Here is a 21,585-nt window from a genome sequence, read left to right as displayed (position 1 = left end):
GACCCATTGCCCAGACGGTTGGTCGCATGTTTCGATCGGTCGAGGAAGGGTTCTGAGTTCAGTTGAACCGGTGCGACGGCGAACCCACCGCAACGTGCAGAAGGAGGAGAAAATGAAAACCAGGGCGGCTGTGTTGTTCGAGGCTGGCAAGCCCTTTGAGATCGTCGAGTTGGATCTTGACGGCCCCCGGGCAGGCGAAGTGCTGATCAGGTATGTGGCCGCCGGTTTGTGCCACTCCGATCTGCACCTGACCGACGGCGATCTGGTGCCTCGGTTCCCGATCGTCGGCGGCCACGAAGGTGCGGGCATCATCGAGGAGGTCGGCGCGGGCGTGACGAAGGTCAAGCCGGGTGATCACGTGGTGTGTAGCTTCATCCCGAACTGTGGACGGTGTCGCTATTGCGCGACGGGGCGCTCCAACCTGTGCGACATGGGTGCGACGATTCTCGATGGCAATATGCCCGACGGGTCGTTCCGCTTCCACATGGGCGACACCGATTTCGGCGCGATGTGCATGCTGGGCACCTTCGCCGAGCGCGCGACCATCTCCGAGCATTCGGTGGTGAAGGTCGATGATTGGCTGCCGCTGCAGACAGCCGTTTTGGTGGGCTGCGGTGTGCCGACCGGGTGGGGGAGTGCCAATTATGCGGGCGCCGTCCGTGCCGGTGATACCACGGTGGTGTATGGCATCGGCGGCATCGGCATCAACGCGGTGCAGGGCGCAAAGCAGGCCGGCGCGAAGTATGTGGTCGCGGTGGATCCGGTCGAGTTCAAGCGCAATACCGCGGCGAAGTTCGGCGCAACGCACGTTGTCGCGACGGCCGAGGAGGCCGCCGAAAAGGTGACCGAGTTGACCTGGGGGCAGATGGCTGATCAGGCCATCATCACCGTCGGCACCGTCGATGAGCAGGTGGTGACCGAGGCCTTCAACGTCGTCGGGCGGGGCGGCACGGTGGTGATCACCGGGTTGGCCAACCCGGAGAAGTTGACCGTGCATGTCTCTGGCGGGGTGATGACGCTGTTCGAGAAGACGATCAAGGGCACGCTGTTCGGTTCGGCCAATCCGCAGTACGACATCGTCAAGCTGTTGCGGCTCTATGACGCCGGTCAGCTGAAACTCGACGAGCTGGTCACGAAGACGTACACGCTCGAGCAGGTGAATGAGGGCTACCAGGACTTGCGGGACGGCCACAACATCCGGGGCGTCATCACCCATGCGCAGTGAGCCCGGTACGCGTTCAGACGTTGCGAACGGTACTGGCTAACCGCCGTTGTCTGATGATCGCGTTGTCGTGACGCCGTAGGGCCGGCGGGTGTTTCGGGGGCGAACGTACGGCACCGATGCCGACGGCGCGTCAGCTGCGTCGGTGGGCTCTGGCGGCGCGGTGTCATCGTCGGGGTCGAGCGGTGTGGTGAGAGACCGGGCAATCTGCTCGCCGAGTTCCTCGGGGCTGGCCGCTCCGTCGGCTCGAAACCACTTGTAGCACCAGTTCGCCGCTCCGAGGCACATGTTCACGTAGACCGTGGGGGTCATCCCCACGAGTTTGCCGGGGTGCCGTGCGAGGTGCTCCCGCAGAGCAGCGAGGAAGAGCTCCTCGAAGGTGCGTCGACGTTGCAGCACCTCGGTGAGGAGCTCGACGGGCAATTCCTGCTCCTCCTCGAAGCACACCGTGAGCAGTGCCTGATTGCGGCAGGTATAGGCCACCCGCGAGGCGATGAGACTGCGGATTGCGGCCAGCGGGGAATCCGCTTCGGCGACTGTCTTTCGGCCCATCTCCAGACTCTCGTCGAGCATGTTCAAGTAGAGCCGCACCAGCAGTTCTTCCTTGCTTCGGAAGTAGTGGTACAGCGTGGGTTTCGACAGGCCGACGGCCGCCGCGATTTCGTTCATCGAGGTGGCGCGGAAGCCACGTCTGCTGAAGATTTCCATCGACTCGGAGAGCACCCGCTGCCGCTGAGCGTCCGCTTTCCTGAGCGACGCCTTGTACGGCGCGCTCCGCGCCATATCTGCTCCCGTCTGCCGACCGACCCGGAGTGTCCACGGTATCTCTCGTAGGGGTTGACACGGGCAGCCGCCTCCGGGAAAAATCTCGACCGTCCGGTCGGTCTAATTTTACGGGGCGATGCGATGCCGTGGGAACTCGACGACGATCACGCGACTTTTCGCGAGGTATGTCGCGACTTCACCGACCGGGAGGTCCGTCCGCTGGTCGACACCGCCGAATCCGGTGGCGTCTTCCCCGCCGAACTGTGGAAACCGTTGGGTGCCGCCGGCCTGCTGGGTCTGATGATGCCCGAGGAGTACGGCGGATCGGGCGGCGACGCGCTTGCCGTCGCGATCCTTGCCGAGGAACTCACCCGCGCGAGCGGCGGTATCGCCGTGACCGCCCTGGTCAGCGCCTACATGGCGGGCCCTCACCTGGTCCGGGATGGCACCGACGAGCAGCGGCAGCGCTGGCTTGCGCCGCTCGCCGCGGGTGAAGCGGTGGCCGCCATCGCGGTCACCGAGCCGGGGACCGGGTCCGATGTCGCGGGCATTACCACGCGGGCCCGCCGTACCCACGACGGCTGGGTGCTCGCCGGGCGGAAGATGTTCATCACCAACGCGGGCCTGGCCGACGTGATAATCGTGGCCGCCCGTACCGGAGGGCCGCGGCATTCGGGTATCACTCTGTTCGCGGTTGAGCGTGACACCCCGGGCTTGGCGGTGGGTCGGCCGCTGCGCAAGATGGGCTGGCACTCCTCGGACACTCGTGAGGTCATTCTCGACGAGGTCGCCGTGCCGGCCTCCGCCGTCGTCGGTGCCGAGAACCGCGGCTTCCACCAGATCATGCAGGGATTTCAGCTGGAGCGAATCGCCCTCGCCGGGATGGGCCTCGGGCATGCCGCTGAGTGCTTGGACCTGGTCAGGGCCTACGTGCGCGAGCGGGAGGTCTTTGGCGCTCCGTTGGCGCACCTGCAGACGGTTCGACACCGAATCGCGGTGATGGAAATCGAGCTGGAGGCGGCCCGGTTGCTGACGTACCGGGGCGCGGTGCGGCTCGATTGTGGGCATCCCGAGGCGGGTTCATCGGTGGCCCGGGCGAAGTACTTCGCCGCGGTGGCGGCCAACCGGATCGTCGACGAGGCCGTGCAATTGTTCGGTGGCGCCGGCTTTGTCGAAGAGGCGCCGATCGCGCGGCACTACCGCGACGCCCGGATTTTGCGGATTGGCGGCGGCGCCGACGAGGTGCAGCTCGAGATCCTGGCCAAGGCGATGGCGTCGTGACGGCGACTACCACCACCGTGCCGAATGTGGCCGCCGATGGTCGACCGACCACCCGGGATGTCGCGGCCGCCATCGACCACGCCCGCCGCGGCGGGGACTGCACCCGCTGGCCGGAAAAGCTGCCCGTCCGGGACCGTCTCGCGGTGCTGTTCGATCCGGGGACGTTCGTTGAGGACGGCTTGTTGGCGTCGGCTGCCGACGCCGGGTTGCCGGCCGATGGTGTGATCACCGGTGTCGGCGGCGTGGAGGGCCGTCCGGTCGCCGTGATCGCGCACGACTTCACGGTGAAGGCCGGCTCCTGGGGGGCGTTGACCTGCGAAAAGCAGATCCGCATTCTCGAACGGGCTGATCGAGACCTGCTTCCGGTGGTATATCTGGTCGATTCCGCGGGCGGGCGGCTGACCGATCAGATGGGTTTTTTCCCGGGCCGCCGCGGCGCGTCGGCGATCTTTCACATGCAGGTGCGGCTGTCCGGGCGGGTGCCGCAGATCTGCTGTCTGCACGGACCGTCGGCCGCCGGCGGCGCCTACATGCCCGCCTTCTGCGACTGGGTCGGCATGGTCAACGGGAACGCATCGATGTATCTGGCCAGTCCGCGTGTCGCGGAGAAGGTCACCGGTGAGCGCACCACGCTGCAGGAGATGGGTGGGGCGATGATGCACGCGACCGTCTCCGGGTGCGGCGACGAGGTGTTCGACACCGACTGGGAGGCCATCGCGGCGGCCCGGCTGCTGTTGTCGTACCTGCCGGACGACTTTCGCGCCCCGCCCGCGCGGCGCGGGGCCGCTGAGCCCGAGCGGCCGCTGGGGGACGTGGTTCCCGACGACCCCAACACCGCCTACGACGTCCGTGACGTGATCGACGGCATCGTCGATGGTGGGTCATTCTTCGAGATCAAAGCCCGCTGGGCGCGGGAGATCGTGGTGGGCCTCGCCCGGCTGGACGGCCGTGTCGTCGGCATCGTGGCGAACCAGCCGAGCGTCCGAAGCGGGGCCATCTTCGTGGACTCCGCGGACAAGGCGGCGCGGTTCATCTCGATGTGCGATGCGTTCGGCATCTCGTTGGTGTTCCTTCAGGACGTTCCCGGCTTCATGGTCGGCGTCGAGGTCGAGCGCCAAGGCATCATCCGGCACGGCGCCAAGATGGTGGCCGCGATGTCATCTGCAGAGGTGCCGAAGTACACCGTCGTGCTGCGCAAGGCCTACGCTGCCGGTTACTACGCGATGTGTGCCCCCGGCTTCGAACCCCGGGCCACTCTCGCGTTACCGACGGCCACCATTGGAGCCATGTCCGCCGAGGCGTCGGTGAACGCGGTGTACGCCAACAAGATGGCAGCCATCGCGGACGAGGATGAGCGCGCCGCGTACATCGCTGCCCGTACCGTCGAGCAGCAGGCCGACGTCGACCTGTTCCGGATGGCCAGCGATCTCGTCGTCGATGCCGTCGTCGGCCCGGGTTCGCTACGCGCCGAGCTGGTCGCCAGGATGGTCGACGCCGACCGTTGGACCCGGTCGTCGCGACGCCGCCATCACCTGATCAGCCCCGTGTAGCCAGCTACCCGCCCCGGAGGACAACGATGTCGCAACGCAGAACTCAGGACACCCCGCGCAACACTTCGTCCGACCCGCTGACCCAGCTCATCGCCGACCCACTGCGCCCCCTTCCGCCGGCGTGGGTCGTGCCGGGGCGGGTGGCCGCGTTGGAGCACGCCCGGTCCTTCGTGACCGCCGACGACTACTGGGAGTGGGTGGCGCGCCAGCAACGCTGGTCACAACCCTGGCGCACCGTGCGTACCGGCGATATGTCCGACTTCCGCTACTTCGAGGGCGGACGGATCAATGTCGCCGACAACTGTGTGGACCGGTGGGCCGAGCAGCAGGCCACCGCAGAACGGACGGCGGTGATCTGGGAGGGCGAACCCGGTGACGTCCGCACACTGAGCTATGCCGAGTTGGCCGACGAAGTCTCACGTCTGGCGGCCGGACTGCTCGCGCTCGGCGTCCGCAAGGGTGACGTCGTGGGCGTTTACATGCAGAACCTGATCGAGGCGTTCACCACCATCCACGCCTGCAACCGGATCGGCGCGATCTACACCGTCCTGTTCTCCGGGTTCGGCGAAGACGCGGTCGCGTCGCGGCTGCAGGCGGCGCGCGCCTCCGTGGTGGTGGTGGCCGACGCGAGCTACCGGCGCGGCCGGCTCATCCCGCTGCTGGAGACCCTGCGCTTGGCCCGCACGCGCGCTCCCTCCGTGCGCGCCACGGTCGTGGTGGACCGAACCGGCAACCGCGTCGCGCTCCAGGAGGGCGAGCACGCCTACGGCGCAATCCTGGAGGCGGGCGCCGCGGGCACACCGCCGGTGCCGCTCGACCCGAACGAGGCGTCGTTTCTGATCTTCACCAGCGGCACGGAGGCCAAACCCAAAGGCCTGGTGCACACCGTCGCCGGTTTCCTCCTCGGCGCGTGGGCGAATGCCCACTGGCAGGTCGGCTACGAGCCGGATGACGTGTACTGGGTGGCCGCCGATGTCGGTTGGCTGACCTTTCCGATCCAGGCCGTCGTCGGCGGGCTGGCCTGCGGCATGACAATCGCCTGCTACGAGGGCGCCCCCGACACCCCGACCGCCGCCCGGTTTTACCAGATCTGCCAGCGGCATCGAGTCACCAAGGTACTTGCCGCACCGACTTTCGCCCGCATGCTGCGCAAGTTCGGCGACGACCTGGCCGCCGAACATCCTCTGAGCCTGAAGCTGATCACGATGCAGGGCGAGCCGCTCGACGCGGACACCTTCGAGTGGACGACGAACACCTTCGGCATCCCGGTGGTGAACGCCTACGGCCAGACCGAGACCGGCTCGACCTGGACCTACCCGGTGTATGGGGTGGAGGCACTGAAGGCCGGTTCGGTCGGCACCCCCGCCCCGGGGCATGAGTACGCGGTGGTCGATCGCGACGGCGAGCCGGTCCCGCCGGGCGTCAAGGGGAACCTGGTGCTGACCGCCCCGTTCCCCACACTTGCGCGCACCGTGTGGGATGACCACAACCGTTACCTCGCCACCTACTTTTCCGATTTCCCCGGCCGCTACGCGACTCACGACGAGGCGGTCGTCGATTTCGACGGGCACCTGTGGGTGCTGGGCCGCGCGGACGATGTCATCAATGTGGCGGCGCACCGCATCTCGACGATGGAGATCGAGGCCGTCGTCACCGCGCACCCCGGCGTCGTCGAGGCGGCGGTGGTCGGGGTGCCGCACGAGACCAAGGGGACGGTGCCGGTCGCGTTCGTGACGCTCGGCCACGACGTCGCGCTCGAGGACGTACGGGAAGACATCAAGCGCCGCGTCGTCGATGAATTGGGCGGCTACGCCCAGCTGGATCGCGTTTACCTCACCGAATCGATGCCGAAGACACGGACCGGCAAGACGATGCGCCGGTTGCTGCGCGATTTCGTCGTGCACGGGAAGCCGACCGGCGACACCAGTGCGGTTGAGGATCTGTCCGCATTGGACGTTGTCGCGAACGCGGTCCGGGAGTGAGCGCCATGCGCACCACGCGCTCCAGGACCTCCCGAGCAGGGGCGGCGACCACGCAGCCCGAATTCTCCGCTGACCCCTTTCCCGGCAGGAGGACCGATGACAGGAACTGACGAGCGCGCGGTGTCCGGCCGCTGGTTCGAAGAGCTCGAGGTCGGGACCATGGTCCGGCACGCAAACCGGCGCACCGTCACCGAAACCGACAACGTGCTGTTCACGACGATGACGATGAACCCCGCGCCACTGCACCTGGACGCGGACTACGCAGCCTCGACCGAGTTCGGCCGTCCCCTGGTCAACAGCATGTTCACCGTCGCGCTGGTGGTCGGGCTGTCGGTTCCCGAGCTGACCCTGGGCACAATCGTCGCCCAGCTCGGGCTTGACAACGTCAGCTTTCCGAAGCCGGTGTTCCCCGGCGACACCGTGCGCGTCGAAACCGAGGTCGTCGCGGCCCGGCCTTCGCGATCACGGCCCGACGCCGGTCTCGTCGTGTTCGAGCATCGGGCCTACAACCAGCGCGACGAGTTGGTCTGCCGGGCCCGGCGGACCGGCCTCATGCACCGGCGACCTCGCGGCCCTCGCGACGATGGCGTGCCGAATGGGGGCCGCACCAAGAGCACCAAGACCACTTGATCTACTCCGAACGCGGGCTCGACCGCCTTCTATGTGGTCGCGCTCGCGTGATCGCCCGTCGAACAGGAGACTCCCGGTGCTGACCGACGAACCGCCCGCACCGCTGAGAAGCGTTCTCGTCGCTAACCGCGGCGAAATCGCCGTGCGGGTAATCCGCGCGGCCCGCGACGCCGGACTGCGCAGCGTCGCCGTCTACGGGGAGCCCGACCGTTACGCCCTGCATGTGCGGGAAGCCGATGAGGCTGTCGCCTTGGGCGGCACCGATTTGGCGTCGACCTACCTCGATCGCAGCGCGCTGGTCAGCGCTGCCCTCGCGGCTGATGCCGACTGCGTGCACCCTGGGTACGGCTTCCTGTCCGAGGATGCCGATTTCGCCCAGGCCGTGCTCGACGCAGGGCTGGTCTGGATCGGCCCGCCGCCCAACACGATTCGCCGGCTGGGCGACAAAGTCGCCGCCCGCAAGATCGCGCGCGACGTTGGTGCCCCGCTGGCCGAGGGGACCACAGCACCCGTTCGCGATGCCGCGGAAGTCGCGGACTTTGCTCGGCGCCACGGATTTCCACTCGTGATCAAGGCGGCCTTCGGGGGCGGCGGCCGCGGACTCAAGGTTGTGCGCGACGAGGCCGAAATCCCCGAGGCCTTCGCTGCGGCCACCCGCGAGGCAGCCGCGTCATGTGGTCGCGGCGAGTGCTTCGCCGAGCGATTTCTCGACCGCGCCCGCCACGTCGAGGCGCAAGTGCTCGCCGACACTCACGGAACCGTGCTCGTTGTCGGGTTGCGGGACTGCTCCCTGCAGCGCCGCAACCAGAAGCTCATCGAGGAGGCGCCCGCACCGTTTCTCACCCCAGACCAGGAGCAGGCTCTGCGTCGCTCGTCACAGCGAATCTGTCGTGCCGCCGGGTACGTAAGCGCCGGCACCGTCGAATATTTGCTCGGCGCGGACGGCACGCTGTCCTTCCTCGAGGTCAACACCCGACTGCAGGTCGAGCACGCGGTCACCGAGGAGAGCACGGGCCTCGACCTGGTGGCCGAGCAATTCCGCATCGCGGGGGGAGCTGCGCTCGCAACCGACGCACCACCGGCACGCGCCCACAGCATCGAGTTCCGCCTCACCGCCGAGGACCCGGCGATGGGTTTCCTGCCTTCGCCGGGCACACTCACTCGTTTTCAGCTGCCAACCGGACCGGGGGTCCGGGTCGACACCGGCGTTGTCGAGGGCGACACGGTCGACGGCCGATTCGACTCGATGTTCGCCAAACTCATCGTGACCGGGCGCGACCGCACCCAGGCCGTCGGCAGAGCTCGGCGGGCCCTTGCGGAAACACGAATCGAGGGAGTGCACACGCCGGTCTCGGTTTACCGTCAGATCCTCGACCATCCGGCGTTCGCCGGCGACTATGCGTTCGAGGTACACAATCGCTGGATCGAGGAAGACCTCGATCAGATCGTGCTCGAGCCCGAATCAGCCGGTGACCACCTCAACGTCCGCGTGGGGCGCCGGCTGATGTCGGTGCACGTTCCCGGTCTGGCAACTCTGGGGGACAGGGCTGTGGCGATTCGCCGGGAATCGGGGCAGCTTCGGCACGCCGACGACGAAGAGGTCGCCGGTGACGGCGTCACCGCGCCGATGAATGGAACCCTGGTCCGCGTCGCTGTCGCCGACGGACAATCCATCAACAAAGGAGATTTGATCGCAATAGTCGAGGCGATGAAGATGGAGAACCCGGTGCTGGCGCACCGTGCAGGAACCGTGATGTCTCTTGCAGTGTCGGTCGGCATGTCTGTCGCGGCCGGGACCACGCTCTGCACGATCGACGACTCCTATTAGAACACCAGCCGGGTCGAACCCGATCGCGGCCAGAACATATCCCGCTGATTTCACCTACCGACAAGATATCCCGCTGATTTCACCTACCGACAAGTTTCTGATCGTGGCTGGCGATACCGATGGCGGGCGGTCCGGCAGTTAAGTCAACCCAGCGGCTTGGGCGCGGCTTGGGGTATCGCCTCCACAAAACCCAGCTGGGCACCCGATGCCGCCAACCGAACCAACCAGTGCGACCATAGCCAGTCCCGCCGCCGTAGCAGGTCATCATCGGAGCCGAAGCCCGATTCGCGCACGGAGAGCCTACTGTCGTTTGGCCCGTCGGCATGGACATCGATGGTGCTGACTAGCGGCCGCCCCCAATCCGCGGCCTGCCAACGCACCACCAGCCGCTCCGGCTCGAGCACTTTGAGGAACTCGCCGACGACCTCCGGCCACCCGGACATCCTCACCCGGATCTCGCCGTCGACGGTCGGGTCGATGGTCACTTCAGCACCCATCCAGTGTGACGCCGCGTCTTCGGACACCAACAGCTCGTACAGCTTGGCTGCGGGCACGGCGTAGCGCAGCGATTTATCCAACACCGCCTCGGTTCCGCCGGCCTCCGAATCCGGTGGCGGGCTCGTGTTTGCAGTCAATGTCGTTACTCCGTTCGCTTAGCCGGCGCGTGGCCGATGCGGTGGTCTTCCGCCCCCAGCGGGTTGCCGATAGTCAGCCGCTCAATATGACCTCGGCAGCCCAAGTACGTGCTCGGCGATGTAGTTGAGCACCATCTCCTGGGAAACCGGCGCGATCTTCATCAGCCGCGCCTCGCGGAAGTACCGCTCCACGTGGTACTCGCTGGCAAAGCCGAACCCGCCGTGGGTCTGGACGGCGTGGTCGGCGGCGAAGAACCCGGCGTCGGCGGCCAGGAATTTGGCGCTGTTGGCCTCGCGGGCACACGGCTGGCCGTGGTCGTACAACCAGGCCGCCCTGTTGGCCACCTGCTCGGCTGCATCCAGTCGCATGGTGGCTTCCGCCAACGGGAATGCGATGCCCTGGTTCTTGCCGATCGGACGATCGAACACCACCCGCTGGTTGGCGTAGTCCACAGCGCGTCGGATCGACGCTCGGCCGATTCCGATCGCCTCGTGCGCAATCAGGATGCGCTCCGGATTCAGTCCGTCGAGCAGGTAATGAAACCCCGTGCCTTCGTCGCCGATTCGGTGATCGGCGGGGATGCGCAGGTTGTCGATGAACAGCGCGTTGGAATTCACGGCGTTGCGGCCCATCTTCGGGATCTCTCGGATCTCCACGGCCGACCGGTCGAGCGGTGCCAGAAACAGTGTCATCCCGTCGACCGGGCGGGCGCACTCCTCGCGGGGCGTCGTGCGGGTGAGGAGCAGCAGGTAGTCAGCCTGCTGGGCCTTGGTGATCCACACCTTCCGGCCGTTGACGACGTAGTGGTCGCCGTCGCGACGAGCCCGGGTCGTGATCCGACTGGTGTCTGTGCCCGCGTCGGGCTCGGTGACCGCGAAAGACACGTGCAGCTCACCGGAGACAACCTTGGGCAGCAGCTGCTTGCGCAGCTGTGGGGAGCCGTGCTTGACCACGGGGTTCATCCCGAAGATCGTCAGGTGGATGGCGCTGCACCCGTTCATCGCGGCACCTGACTGCGCAATCTCCTGAAGTAACAGCGACGCTTCGGTGATGCCCTGCCCGGCGCCGCCGTACTCTTCAGGAATCGCGATGCCGAGCCAGCCGCCCGCGGCCAGCGACCGGTAGAACTCGTCCGGGAAGCGGTGGTCCCGGTCGCAGGCGGCCCAGTAATCGTCATCGAATCGTGCGGTCACCTGGCGCACGCCCTTGCGCAGGGCTTCATGGTCCGGGTTCGGGGCGAAGTCCATCTCTACCTCCACAGCCGATAGCCGGCCCAGCAGGCCCCGTTCAGGGCAATGATTATACAACTTACCTGACGGGGAGTGCGACTAGCCTGACTCGTCGCGCGATGCGTCATCCCAGAGGCCTGACTCCGCGAGTGAGCGTCGACCGGCGCGCAGCCGCATCGCAAGCTGGAGGCGGAAGCGCTGTTCGGGGTCGGTCAGGTCGACATCGATGACCTCGGCAATCCGGTCCAACCGATAGCGAAGCGTATTCGCGTGCACGACCAGCTCGTGGGCCGCCCGGCGGAGGTTTCCACCGGTGTTCAGGTAACTGGCCAGGGTCTGCCGGCCGTCGAAGCGCAGCGTCGTCGCTGCCTGCTCTAGTCGTCGGATCGGCTCCTCGAACTCGGGGTCGCCCGCTTCGGCGCCGGGGAGCAGTAAACGGTGTACGCCGATCGCGGCGAAGTCCAGGAACCGTTGGCGGGTGCTTACCGCCAGCTGGCAAGTATAGACCGCCTGCCTCGCCGAGGATGCCAGCTCCATGGGGTCGCGCACAGTTGATCCAAGCCCCACAGCCACCGCGCGTGGCCGCAGCGCGCGCACCAGCCGGTCCACGGAGCTGTCGTTGGCTTGGACCAACGCGATCACCAGGCCCATGTGTTCGCCGTGCGGGAGGCCCAACGAATCGAGCATTCGGCGCAGCGCGCCGTGCGAATCGCCATGATCGTCGGATGGTGCGTTCGCTGCCGGCACCGTATCGGCTGTTCTGATCTCGTCCAGAGCGGCCACTCGCGCGCCGAGTGACCCCACGAGGTGCTCGACCGCCAATTTGGCCGAATGCCGACTGAAGGCGCCCTTTGCCAGCAGGCTCACCATCTGACGGCGGGTCTCCGAGCTCAGTCTCGGCCATGAGGCGCGGTGCGCGATTTCGGCGGCGGCCACCGGAGCAATGTGTCGGAGCCATTCGACAGCCGAATCCGTGTTCCTGCCACGTGCCGTCGTCGAAAGGTAGCCGAGCGGTTTCTTGGAGCCGAGCCGCGCGACGATCCGGTATCCGGCTGCAGGCGTCCCCAGCCGAACCAGTTCGGGTACGCCCGGTTTTAGTTGCTCGGCCAGTCGCCGCAGCCGGCCAGGGGTGATCAACTCGGAAAGCGAGGAGGGGGGCCGGTCAGGTGGGTGCCAGATGACCGGAACGAAATCGGCGTCCTCTAACAGGATTTCGTCAGCGGCGTGTGACGATGCGGCAGCCAGCATCTCGACGAGAAGGCCGTCGGATGTGGCGAGCGCCCCACACACCGCGGCGCAATTCGCAGCCCCAGAAGCCTTGACGCCGGGGCTTGAAGCTGCCTGCGAGGAAAGCGCGCGCAGCCGGCGGGCGACCAGACGCTCGACGGCGCCGCCGCTCAAGGTGGAGATCGCGGGGGACATCGCGAGATGGTGTACCTGGGCGGGGCTGTCGAGCTGGTCGAGCAGGTGGTCCAGCAGCAGGAGGCGGCCCTCCGGCGACCGAACATTGACCTCATCCCCGTCGGCCCACAGGACGGTGTGCCGCAGCAGTGCGGGAAGCCCGGCGCCAGCGGCGTGGGAGTCCGCGAACAGGCAGGTAAACGTGGCGGAGTCCGGCAATAGGTAAGCGACCCGCGAACAGTCGTCCGGGTCTGCGGCGGGTACGCCGTCGGACGCCTGCGAATGAACCACCAACACGTGCGGTGGGCCGGTCCCGCGGTCAGCGATCCGAACGGCGGCGGCACTGAGTCCGGCCTGGCCAGCTCCTCGATGCAGGAATTCGACCGACCCGCCGCCCAGTGCGTCCGCGCGATCTCTTTCCTGCAGTTCGAGCTCGATCTGTGCTTGCTCGATCGCTCCGCTGTGCAGAACCAAGACCGGACGCCCGACGGAGGCCTCGATCAGGTCGGCGGCCCGAAAGGCAAGCCGATCCGCCCGCTCGAGAACCGCGCGATGACCGGGCTGCGACTCAGTTTTCATGCAGATGCACCAATCCAGACGGAATCATTGTACGTTCCGCCGATGCGCCCGCGAAGTCTCGTGCTTAGTGTGATTCCTATCACCAAGGAAGATTGGGATGATCATCCTCACCAATGAGGGGCAATGAAGGAGAGTATCGATGCGTAACTTGATCAAGGCGCATGAGCGGGTCAAGGACTTCGACTGGGAGCATTCGTACGCCGAGAAGCCCGACCGCTATCCGACCAAATACGTCATTCCCCGCAAGACCAAGGATCCCTTCCGCCATCTCATCCGCGATTACGTCTCGATGGAGCAGGAGAAAGACGACCGCCAGTACGGTGCCATGGAAGACGCCCTGGCCAGGTCCAACTCTGCAGGCAAGGCACAGCCGCGCTGGATGGAGATCTTGAAGATCGCGCTGCCGGTCGTGAACTTCGGTGAGTACGCGGCGATGAAGTGCTGCGGCCAGCTGGTCGATACCGTGGAGAATGCCGAGCTGCGGCAGGGATACATGGCGCAGATGATCGACGAAGTCCGGCACACCAACCAGGAGCTGTACCTCAACCGGTACTTCGCGAAGCACGCGGCCGACCCGGAGGGCTTCCACATCGGGATGAAGGCGCGTGCGAATAACCTGTTCGGAGTGGCCGGGCGGGCGGCCCTGGAGACCTTCTTTGTTGGTGACCCGATCGAGGGCGCGCTCAATCTGCAGGTGGTTGCCGAAACCGCGTACACCAATCCGATCTTCGTCACGCTCACCGAGGTCGCCGCGGCCAACGGAGACAACGTCACTCCAAGTGTGTTCCTAAGTGTCCAGTCCGACGAGGCACGGCACATGGCCAACGGCTACTCGACGCTGGCCGCGGTAGTTTCCAACGAGGACAATCTCAAGCACCTGCAAACCGACTTCGACCGCGCGTTCTGGCGCCAGCACTCCTTCCTGGACCCCTTCCTGGGAGCCGTGTACGACTACTTCCAGAAGGACCGCGGGCACTCCTACCTGGAGAAGTGGACCGAGTGGATCGAGGAGGACTGGGTCGGCTCATACATCTCCAAGATGGAGCCCTACGGCCTGACCGTGCCCGAATGCTTCCACGTCGCGAAGGAACAGATGCGCTGGAAGCACCACACCGCCGCGATGCTGGCCGCCGCGTCTTGGCCGCTGCATTTCTGGCGCTGGGATCCGCTAACGGAGTCCGACTTCGAATGGTTCGAGAACAAATACCCGGGCTGGTATGAGCACTACGGTCCCTTCTGGGAGAACTTCCGCCAAATCACCAAGGCCGAGGACGGTGTGAACCCGATGGCGGCGTTTGAGGCGCTGCCGCCACTGTGCCAGGTCTGTCAGATGCCATGCATCTTCCCGCGGCTGGACTGCAGCGAGGTGCGGTTCGGTGAATACGGTGGCCGCACGGTGCCGTTCTGCGGGCCGATGTGCGAGAAGCTGTTCTTTCAGGAGCCCATCCGCTACGCGCAGAGCCGAAACTTCTGGCAGCACCACGACGGGATGGGGCTGGCGGACTTCATCGTGCAAAACGGCTTCTTGCGCTCCGACGGCACGACCCTGATCGCGCAGCCCTCGCTGGACACCGAACGCATGTGGACCATCGACGACGTCCGCGCCTGGGGTATGGAGATCAGAGACCCGATGCCGGCGATCACTGCGCAACTCGCCGCTGCCGGCGCTTCCGGGAACGGGGCGGGCGCATGACCGCGATGTTTCCCGGCGCCGTCGAGTGTGCGGGCAAGCCGACCCGTGACTTCACCTACATCCCGTCCCGCCGCCGTAGGCTGTCCGAGTACGAGGCGGTCACCTGCTGCGCCCAGCCCGACGTGGACGGGTTCGACCAGCAGGGCTGGCTCCTACGCGACGTCAACGGGCGAACGCCCTGGATCCGGGAATCGACCGCGCTGGTCCACCCGAACTGGTTCCTGTTCCGCGACCCCGCGTCGCACTGGCAGCGCACCTACGTACGCATGCAGGCCGAACAGGAGCGCGCGATCGCGCGTTCGGCAGAAGACGCGGCGGCCAACGGGGTGTTCAACGAGTTTGATCCGGTGTGGACCCGGGAGATCCTTGGCCGGCACTACCGGGCCTGGGCGTACGCGGAGTACGGGTTGTTCCGGGCGTTCGCCGTGGCACAGCGCGAGGCGCTGTCGGACACGCTCGGCAATGTTTTCTGCTTCGAGGCGTTCGACCGGATGCGGCACGCACAGGACATTGTGCTGCATCTGCTCGAGCTTGAAGACCACGTCGACGGCTTCGCCGACGACGGCGCGAAGGCGGTGTGGCTGGAGGACCAGCGGTATCAACCGACTCGTCGGCTGGTCGAGGAGCTCCTGGCGGGCAACGACTGGGCGGAGCTGGCCGTGGTGACAAACCTGGTGTTCGACCCGATCCTCACCGAGCTGGCGGTCAGCCAACTGGTGCGCCGGTTCGGCCCCTTCCACGGCGACCCGGTGACACCCCACCTAGTGGGCACCACCGACCGGGACCGGCGCCGCAACCTCGCCTGGACTCAGGAGTTCGTCCGCATGGTCACCGACCCGACGGTGCCGGAATGTCAGAAGAATGCGGCGACCATGAGCGCCTGGCTGGATTCCTGGACGCCCAAGGTTCTCGAGGCCGCGAAGGCGATGGCCGACGTCTACGACGTGCCGCCGCTGCAGGTCGCACGGTTCGACGAGGTGTTCGCGGTCGCCCGGCAGAACCAGGAGGAGCTGGTCGCGGGACTGGATCTGAAAGTGGGGACAGCCGCATGAGCACACCGGCCATATCCGCAGACAGCAAGGTGGCGATGGTGCTGATGAAGAGCGAGGAGGCCGACGCCACCATCGACGTGCTGCAGGTTGACCAGCCCGATGTCAAGATCGTCGATCGGGGGCCCTACTGGTACCTGGAACACCCTAGTGAGATCCGCGTCGACATGGCCCGCGTGTCGCAGGAGATGGGCGGCAAGGACATCACCATCGGCCAATGGCTGGTAGTGATGACCACTTTCGTCGGCCGGGCAGAGACAGACGACAACAGCTTCCGGGTCACCTCCGAGATGCTGGAACTCAACGACCCCGTGCCTGCTGCGGCGAGCTGACCACGAGGTGGTGGCGGTGTACTCGGCCCGGGTCGAACCCGGTGGCACAGAGTTCTCGATAAAGCCCGGTGAGCCGGTTCTGGACGCCGCACTGCGCAGCGGGGTCTCGCTGAAGTACGGATGTCGGCACGGGAATTGTTCGAGCTGTAAATACCTGGTGACGGACGGTGAGGTGGACTACGGCAACGCCTCGCCGTACTCGCTGTCCAACGCGGAGCGAGATGAGGGCTGGGTGTTGCTGTGCTGCGCTACTGCTCTCGACGACCTAGAGATCCAGGACGACCGTGTATTCGACCAGCGGCAACGGTCGCTGATCACGCCGGGGGAGTTCGACGGGCAAGTGAGCGGGATCGACAAATTGACACCGTCGCTGCGTCGGCTGCGGATCCACACCGAGCAGCCGGTCGCCTTTTATGCGGGCCAGTTCATGGAGATCGCGGTGCCGGGCGCAGTGGGTCAGTGGCGGTCCTACTCCCTGGCGTGCGCCCCCGTTGCTATGGAGGAGCTCGAGTTCGTCATCAAGGTAATCGACGGTGGCGCGTTCTCGGGCCAGCTCGACGTGCTCAAGGTGGGCACTCGACTGCGGGTTCGGGGTCCATTCGGTGGCGGTTACCTGCGGGAGGGAGACCGCCCCGTTCTGCTGGTGGCAACCGGCTCCGGCATCTCGCCGATCCTGTCAATCCTGGAGCACGCGGCCCTGTGCGGGGACGAACGCAAGTTCACTTTCTTCTATGGGGCTCGGGTAGGCGCCGAGCTTCCATGCGAGGACCGCATGGGTGAGCTTTGCGGGTTGCTCGACCTGACGTATTGCCCGGTACTGTCGAAACCCTCGCCGGAATGTGGCTGGCCCGGTGAACCCTCACGAGTAACCACCGGAGTCCAGCGTCGGATCGGTGACGGCGCCCCATATGACGCCTACGTCTGCGGCAAGCCCGAGATGTGCGACGCCGTCATCGCATTGCTCGAAGCAAAAGGCACTCCGGAAGAGACAATCTTCAGTGACAAGTTCTTTCCCGCAGTGGAAGACGATCCGCCGACACCTCCCTCGGGCCGCGCGAAAGTCGCACCCAAGTGTGCCACGAGTTGGTCCGGGTCGACGCCAGGGCCGGCAAGACCGAGGTAGCCGTCGAGACGGACCACGTACGCCGAAGGACCGGCCGGCCCGCTTGTGACTGCCAGTTCGCGAAGAAGACGAGGAGGTGGGGGTCGAGGCGCCCGCGGTCGTAGTAGTCGCGCTTGTAGTGCGAGAAGCCGCGTTCGGCGCTGTCGAGGTAGCGCGTATCGCCGGTCAGGCGGTGGGCTTCGAGAAGCGAGCATGGCCTCGGCGGGATAGAGTTCCTCGCCACTGTCCGGCGCATCGTCGAAGAAGACCTTGTGCGACCCGTCCTGTCTCTGCTGCCCGACGATGCCGTCGGCGAGCCGTGTGAGCCGCTCAACTTCGTCGGGAAGCTCCGAACGCGCCAGGGCAAGGACCAGGAAGGCGCTGTAGGCAGTGGACGACGCCGCTTTTTCCGGCGCCACCGTCGCGTAGCCGTCGCGCCCAATGAACAGCTGGCCGAAGTGCGCGAGCGAGCGCCGGATCAGGCCCGCCAGGTCGCCGCGTTCCAGAAATGCGCTCAGGACCTCTAAGGTGAAACACCGGCCGGCTGAACCGCGATCGGGGGAAGCCGCAGAACAACTCGGGCAATCGCCCATCGAAGGCGTCTGCCCCATCGAGCAGACCGTTCGCTAGCCGCTCGGCGAGTGCCACGGCGCCCGGCACGTGGCGGCATCGCATCAGGCCGGCCACCGCGATGGCGGTGTCGTGCGGCCACGCCGATCCGTCGTGGTAGCTCGTCGGGTTGTAGGCGCCCATCGTCGTCGCTAGCGTGCTCTACCCGACCCCGGAATCCATCTCCTCATGCGATAGCCCGCTCAACGATGTCGGCCGCGTGCTCGTCGGTGGCGATCCCGGTCCACAAGCAGTGGGCGACGTTGCTGGACAGCGCGTCGACGCGACGTTTGCTGCCATCCAAAGCGATGGCGTACCAACCCTTTCGGGAAGCCAAAACGCTTTTAAAAACTTCCCGCGCAGGGTGTCGGCCCGATCCCGCAGGCGGGTGGCCGCCGCCGGATCGCCGAACGCCTCGGCCAGCTCGGCACGCCCGAGCAGCGCGGCACACAGATAGCCCTGCACGTCGCACAGCGCGATGGTCGGCTCGGCCAAGCGCCCCTCGGCGTCGTTGATCGCGTCGAAGCTGTCCTTCCAGCCCTGATGGATCGGACCGCAGGTGGTGGCCCTCTGGTATTCGATGAAGCAATCGCCGTCGCGGTCGCCGTACTCGTCGGCCCAGGCCAGTGCGGCGTCGGCCGCGGGAAGCAACGACCGCGCCGAACCCCCGTCGGCTCCCCACCGCCAGGACTCGGCCAACAGCATCACAGAGAGCGGGGTGGCGTCGACCGAGCCGTAGCAGGCGACGCCACCGAGGGAGTCACCGCTGCCCGAACCGCGGCGCAGCTCGTGCAAGATCCGACCGGGTTGCTCCTCGGTCATGGGATCGATGGGCCGGCCCTGCAGCCGGGCGAGCCGCTGCAGCGTGCCGATCGACAGGCCAACATCAAGCGGCAGCGCCATCCACGCGGTCAGCAGGCTGTCGCGGCCGAACAACGTCATAAACCAGGGCGCCCCGGCCGCGACGAACGGCCCGGCGCCGGCGTTTTCGTCGCGGATCAGCAACGCCCCCAGATCGCTCTCGGTTCGGCGCAACACCTGGGCGAGCACCGGATCACCGGCTGTCACGTCTGTTGCGGTGTCACGCCACGCTTCGAGTCTGCGGGTAGACCCGGCGGTTTCGACGATCTCAGGTCTGCCAGCGCTGATGCGGTGGCAGCACGATCTGCCACGACAGCACTCCCGGTATCACGGTGGGGTCCCCAGACGCGATCACGGACAATCCGCGTGCGGGATCCCCTAGGACGCCGAGCACAAGTTCAGTGCCGGCTGATGTCAGCCAAGCTAGTCGACGCAATCTCTGCTCGAATCGAATCACGTTGGGCTGCAACAGAAATTCACTATTTCAAAGGCCCACAACTCCGGATGCGATGGCGCATCACCGCCGAGGCCGGTCCCAGGCATCGCTCAGGGAACGGCGGGTTGGTCGGATCAGCTGGCCGCCTGCACCGTGACGTGCTTGTCAGCCGGCGCCGCCAGTGCAGGTACGGCCACCGAGACCGTCAGGATGCCCTTGTCGTAGGTGGCTTTGATGTCTTCTTCATTGGCGCCTGCCGGCAACATCACCGAGCGGACGAATGAGCCATAACGGAACTCCGACCGGCCCTTGGCTTCCTCGTTTTCGGTCCGTTCAGCCTTGATTGTCGGGCGGCCGTCACGCACCGTGATGTCGACGTCTTTGCCTGGATCGATGCCAGGGATTTCAGCGCGCGCCACGTAGCGGCCATCTTCCATCTCATCCTCAAGCCGCATCAGCAGCAGGCTGTCGGTCCAAGAGGTAGATAACCTCCTCGAGCACGGCGACTCACCGAGGGTGAAGTGCCGGTCGACATCGACCTGCACGATCTGGACGGCGGCGTCGAGGTCACGTTCGCGATGGTCGACGCGACCACGCTGCCCCAGGTCGGCGCGGTGCCAAAGACTGTGTCCCTGAACGCGATTCGAATGTCACAGGGTCGGGACGGCTGGTGAAGCCTGGTGACGCTGGATGTGTGAGTGAGGCCAAGCGCATCAAGATTATCGAGGAAGCCCCGTACCGATTCCGGATCGAGCAAGAAGGCGCGATGCGCTTGCCCGAGCTGTCCGAATTATTCACCGAGCTCCCGGCGTAGGCTGATCTTCCGTTGCTCGGCCCGCCCGGTTCAAAACGTCGGCGACATATCGGTTGCGCGGGCGGTGGCGGCTGCTTCCGCAGCCGTGCGCGAACACCACGATGCCCGTTGGATGTTGGGGATGGTCAGGTGTCCGGCCACCGTCACCGGGTCAGCGGCGGTGCTCACAGCGGATTCCACAAAACGGTCGCGGGCGCGGTCGAGCATCGCGAGCGCCTCGTCGTCAGAGGTTCTGCGGAACCGGCGGTAGCCCTGCCCGACAGTGGCGTAGACATAAAAGGTGGGGGTTATGGGGAGAACTCCGGGGGTGGCCGAACGGACTGATCGTTGTCGGCCAGAAACTGGGCGGCACCCTGCTCGCGGCGACCAAGTACACGTGAACATCCGGATAGCGCTGCATCCAGGCGCCGAGAGTCTCTTCGGGCTGCCGTTCGTGATCGATCGCACCGCCGGACCGGCCTTGCGACCTCTGGCCAAGGCGGGTCCCCGGCGGCCCGATGGCCTTGCGGCCGAGGGCTTCGTCGAGCGCCCATGCGGCCGCCCGAAGTGCCGCACGTGAGCCGCCGACAACAACCGGCGTCGATGCCTGTTGGCGCCCACTCATCGTGTCCTCCCCGGCCCGAAGCAACGTGCGGTGTCAAGACAGATCAAGACGGTAGGTAGCGGTGGCCACCATTGGACTGAGCCCCTTCGCCCCTGCCTGTGGTCCTTTGACCCCAGGGTCGCCGGTCCAACAGTGAGCGGTGACCGATGACCACTGCCATTGGTGCATAGGCCGTCCGACCCTAGAGGCACCAGCCCGCCGCGGTGATGATCAACGGGTCAACATCCAGCAGGTTGGCTCAAGGAGTCGTCATGGACACACACACACTCTGCGCCGACCGCGATGGCGGATTGTGCGGGTTTTGGGCCGTAATCCGTTGGTGCGCACCAGTGATCGCGTCGAGTCAGTGATATTGGTGCTCGCCGTGGTGGTATCGATTCCGGCCGCCCCGGCCGCCGCTGCCATCGGCACCGCGGTGCACGAGTCCATGAGCGACTGCTACACCGAGCATGCCCAGACTCGGCATACCGTCACCGCGACCGTGATCAACGACCGCGCCGCGGACCAGCCACCGTCGACAAGGAAGACGATCACCGTGGATGCGTGATGGTTTGTCGGCGGCCGCGAATACACGCGCGCAGTCACCGCGCGACGGTCAAGACTGGCGACCGAATCGACCTCTGGGTGGACAACGACGGTCCATCAGGTCGACAAGCCCGACACCGATTTCTAATGCCGAAACCGACGCGGTGCTCGCCGCAGTCGGAATCTGGTCGAGCGTGGCTGCCGCAGCGGCCCACCCTGTTCGCCTTCACTCGGTTTGTGCTTGACAGCATCCGCGCCACCGCGTGGCAACACGACATCGATGACCTCGGCGGCCACGGCGGCGGGCGCACAAGCAGCCAATTCTAAAACCAGCGCCTGAAGCCCACACGTTTCAGATCGTGGAGGCGGTCATCACAGATCGGTTCCCATAACGGCGTGGCCCATGATCCCGCACGTCGACGCGTTCCCAAATCCACCGGACCACGTTCTCAACCGT

At 66.1% G+C, this 21,585-nt stretch carries 17 protein-coding genes and 3 pseudogenes; 13 read left to right on the top strand and 7 right to left on the bottom strand.

What is annotated here, in order from left to right; translation table 11 throughout:
* The first annotated feature begins 112 nt into the window (after positions 1-112).
* Entirely contained in the window at positions 113-1,225 is a 1,113-nt protein-coding gene (locus tag AC5Y5O_RS26255) for an NDMA-dependent alcohol dehydrogenase (RefSeq protein WP_095785420.1), read from the top strand.
* Between the two features lie 36 nt (positions 1,226-1,261).
* On the opposite strand, the gene AC5Y5O_RS26250 is transcribed toward AC5Y5O_RS26255, so the two are convergent.
* Positions 1,262-2,005, bottom strand: coding sequence for a TetR/AcrR family transcriptional regulator (locus AC5Y5O_RS26250; RefSeq protein ID WP_095785400.1), 744 nt, complete (start codon positions 2,003-2,005; stop codon positions 1,262-1,264).
* 123 nt (positions 2,006-2,128) lie between these two features.
* Between AC5Y5O_RS26250 and AC5Y5O_RS26245 the strand changes: the two genes are divergently transcribed.
* The 5 genes from AC5Y5O_RS26245 to AC5Y5O_RS26225 all read left to right on the top strand — a co-directional run bounded on the left by AC5Y5O_RS26245 (position 2,129) and on the right by AC5Y5O_RS26225 (position 9,258).
* A complete protein-coding gene (locus AC5Y5O_RS26245) occupies positions 2,129-3,268 on the top strand; it encodes an acyl-CoA dehydrogenase family protein (RefSeq protein WP_095785401.1) in 1,140 nt (379 codons plus the stop codon).
* The gene (locus tag AC5Y5O_RS26240; protein ID WP_198419701.1) at positions 3,265-4,818 is read left to right on the top strand and encodes an acyl-CoA carboxylase subunit beta; all 1,554 of its coding nucleotides are present in this window, start codon (positions 3,265-3,267) and stop codon (positions 4,816-4,818) included. The genes AC5Y5O_RS26245 and AC5Y5O_RS26240 overlap by 4 nt, the downstream gene beginning before the upstream one ends.
* Positions 4,819-4,844: 26 nt before the next feature.
* Complete coding sequence (locus AC5Y5O_RS26235; RefSeq protein ID WP_095785402.1) at positions 4,845-6,800, top strand: AMP-binding protein; 1,956 nt, start codon at positions 4,845-4,847, stop codon at positions 6,798-6,800.
* Positions 6,801-6,920: 120 nt separating this feature from the next.
* On the top strand, positions 6,921-7,430 hold the full coding sequence (locus tag AC5Y5O_RS26230) for a MaoC family dehydratase (protein ID WP_198419703.1): 510 nt from the start codon (positions 6,921-6,923) through the stop codon (positions 7,428-7,430).
* Between the two features lie 79 nt (positions 7,431-7,509).
* Positions 7,510-9,258 (top strand): acetyl/propionyl/methylcrotonyl-CoA carboxylase subunit alpha, encoded by a 1,749-nt coding sequence (locus AC5Y5O_RS26225; RefSeq protein ID WP_371277653.1) that lies wholly within the window; start codon positions 7,510-7,512, stop codon positions 9,256-9,258.
* A gap of 143 nt (positions 9,259-9,401) precedes the next feature.
* On the opposite strand, the gene AC5Y5O_RS26220 is transcribed toward AC5Y5O_RS26225, so the two are convergent.
* From AC5Y5O_RS26220 to AC5Y5O_RS26210, 3 genes are all read right to left on the bottom strand, one after another.
* Positions 9,402-9,893 (bottom strand): SRPBCC family protein, encoded by a 492-nt coding sequence (locus tag AC5Y5O_RS26220; RefSeq protein ID WP_095785405.1) that lies wholly within the window; start codon positions 9,891-9,893, stop codon positions 9,402-9,404.
* Positions 9,894-9,974: 81 nt separating this feature from the next.
* Entirely contained in the window at positions 9,975-11,141 is a 1,167-nt protein-coding gene (locus AC5Y5O_RS26215; protein WP_095785406.1) for an acyl-CoA dehydrogenase family protein, read from the bottom strand.
* Positions 11,142-11,222: 81 nt separating this feature from the next.
* Positions 11,223-13,103, bottom strand: a complete 1,881-nt coding sequence (locus tag AC5Y5O_RS26210) for a PucR family transcriptional regulator (RefSeq protein ID WP_095785407.1) — start codon at positions 13,101-13,103, stop codon at positions 11,223-11,225.
* A gap of 139 nt (positions 13,104-13,242) precedes the next feature.
* Here AC5Y5O_RS26210 and AC5Y5O_RS26205 point away from each other — a divergent pair, with 139 nt between their 5' ends.
* The 5 genes from AC5Y5O_RS26205 to AC5Y5O_RS26185 all read left to right on the top strand — a co-directional run bounded on the left by AC5Y5O_RS26205 (position 13,243) and on the right by AC5Y5O_RS26185 (position 17,806).
* Entirely contained in the window at positions 13,243-14,796 is a 1,554-nt protein-coding gene (locus AC5Y5O_RS26205) for an aromatic/alkene/methane monooxygenase hydroxylase/oxygenase subunit alpha (protein WP_064914592.1), read from the top strand.
* Complete coding sequence (locus AC5Y5O_RS26200; protein ID WP_064914593.1) at positions 14,793-15,848, top strand: aromatic/alkene monooxygenase hydroxylase subunit beta; 1,056 nt, start codon at positions 14,793-14,795, stop codon at positions 15,846-15,848. The genes AC5Y5O_RS26205 and AC5Y5O_RS26200 overlap by 4 nt, the downstream gene beginning before the upstream one ends.
* Positions 15,845-16,177 carry an MmoB/DmpM family protein gene (locus AC5Y5O_RS26195; RefSeq protein ID WP_064914594.1) on the top strand — a complete coding sequence of 111 codons (333 nt, stop codon included), beginning with the start codon at positions 15,845-15,847 and terminating at the stop codon, positions 16,175-16,177. The genes AC5Y5O_RS26200 and AC5Y5O_RS26195 overlap by 4 nt, the downstream gene beginning before the upstream one ends.
* Before the next feature lie 7 nt (positions 16,178-16,184).
* Complete coding sequence (locus AC5Y5O_RS26190) at positions 16,185-17,300, top strand: 2Fe-2S iron-sulfur cluster-binding protein (protein WP_064914595.1); 1,116 nt, start codon at positions 16,185-16,187, stop codon at positions 17,298-17,300.
* 251 nt (positions 17,301-17,551) lie between these two features.
* On the top strand, positions 17,552-17,806 hold the full coding sequence (locus tag AC5Y5O_RS26185) for a hypothetical protein (RefSeq protein WP_179299264.1): 255 nt from the start codon (positions 17,552-17,554) through the stop codon (positions 17,804-17,806).
* Positions 17,807-17,813: 7 nt separating this feature from the next.
* Here AC5Y5O_RS26185 and AC5Y5O_RS26180 read toward each other — a convergent pair.
* Together AC5Y5O_RS26180 and AC5Y5O_RS26175 are read right to left on the bottom strand one after the other, a co-directional pair.
* A pseudogene (locus AC5Y5O_RS26180) lies at positions 17,814-19,125 on the bottom strand (amylo-alpha-1,6-glucosidase); the annotation flags it as partial.
* Positions 19,126-19,319: 194 nt separating this feature from the next.
* Positions 19,320-19,643, bottom strand: a pseudogene (locus tag AC5Y5O_RS26175) (Hsp20/alpha crystallin family protein); the annotation flags it as partial.
* Positions 19,644-19,706: 63 nt separating this feature from the next.
* On the opposite strand from AC5Y5O_RS26175, the gene AC5Y5O_RS26170 reads away from it, so the two are divergent.
* Positions 19,707-19,859: a hypothetical protein gene (locus AC5Y5O_RS26170; protein WP_232530508.1), complete on the top strand. Its 153-nt coding sequence runs from the start codon at positions 19,707-19,709 to the stop codon at positions 19,857-19,859.
* A 150-nt stretch (positions 19,860-20,009) separates the two neighbouring features.
* Here AC5Y5O_RS26170 and AC5Y5O_RS26165 read toward each other — a convergent pair.
* Positions 20,010-20,272: pseudogene (locus AC5Y5O_RS26165) on the bottom strand (phosphoribosyltransferase); the annotation flags it as partial.
* A 650-nt stretch (positions 20,273-20,922) separates the two neighbouring features.
* Between AC5Y5O_RS26165 and AC5Y5O_RS26160 the strand changes: the two are divergent.
* Positions 20,923-21,150, top strand: coding sequence for a hypothetical protein (locus tag AC5Y5O_RS26160; protein WP_099250709.1), 228 nt, complete (start codon positions 20,923-20,925; stop codon positions 21,148-21,150).
* The last annotated feature ends 435 nt before the right edge of the window (positions 21,151-21,585 follow it).

Source organism: Mycobacterium sp. NGS40 (genome assembly GCF_059812735.1).
The sequence above is the reverse complement of the archived record's forward strand: the minus strand, read 5'-3'. Positions and strand labels throughout refer to the sequence as shown.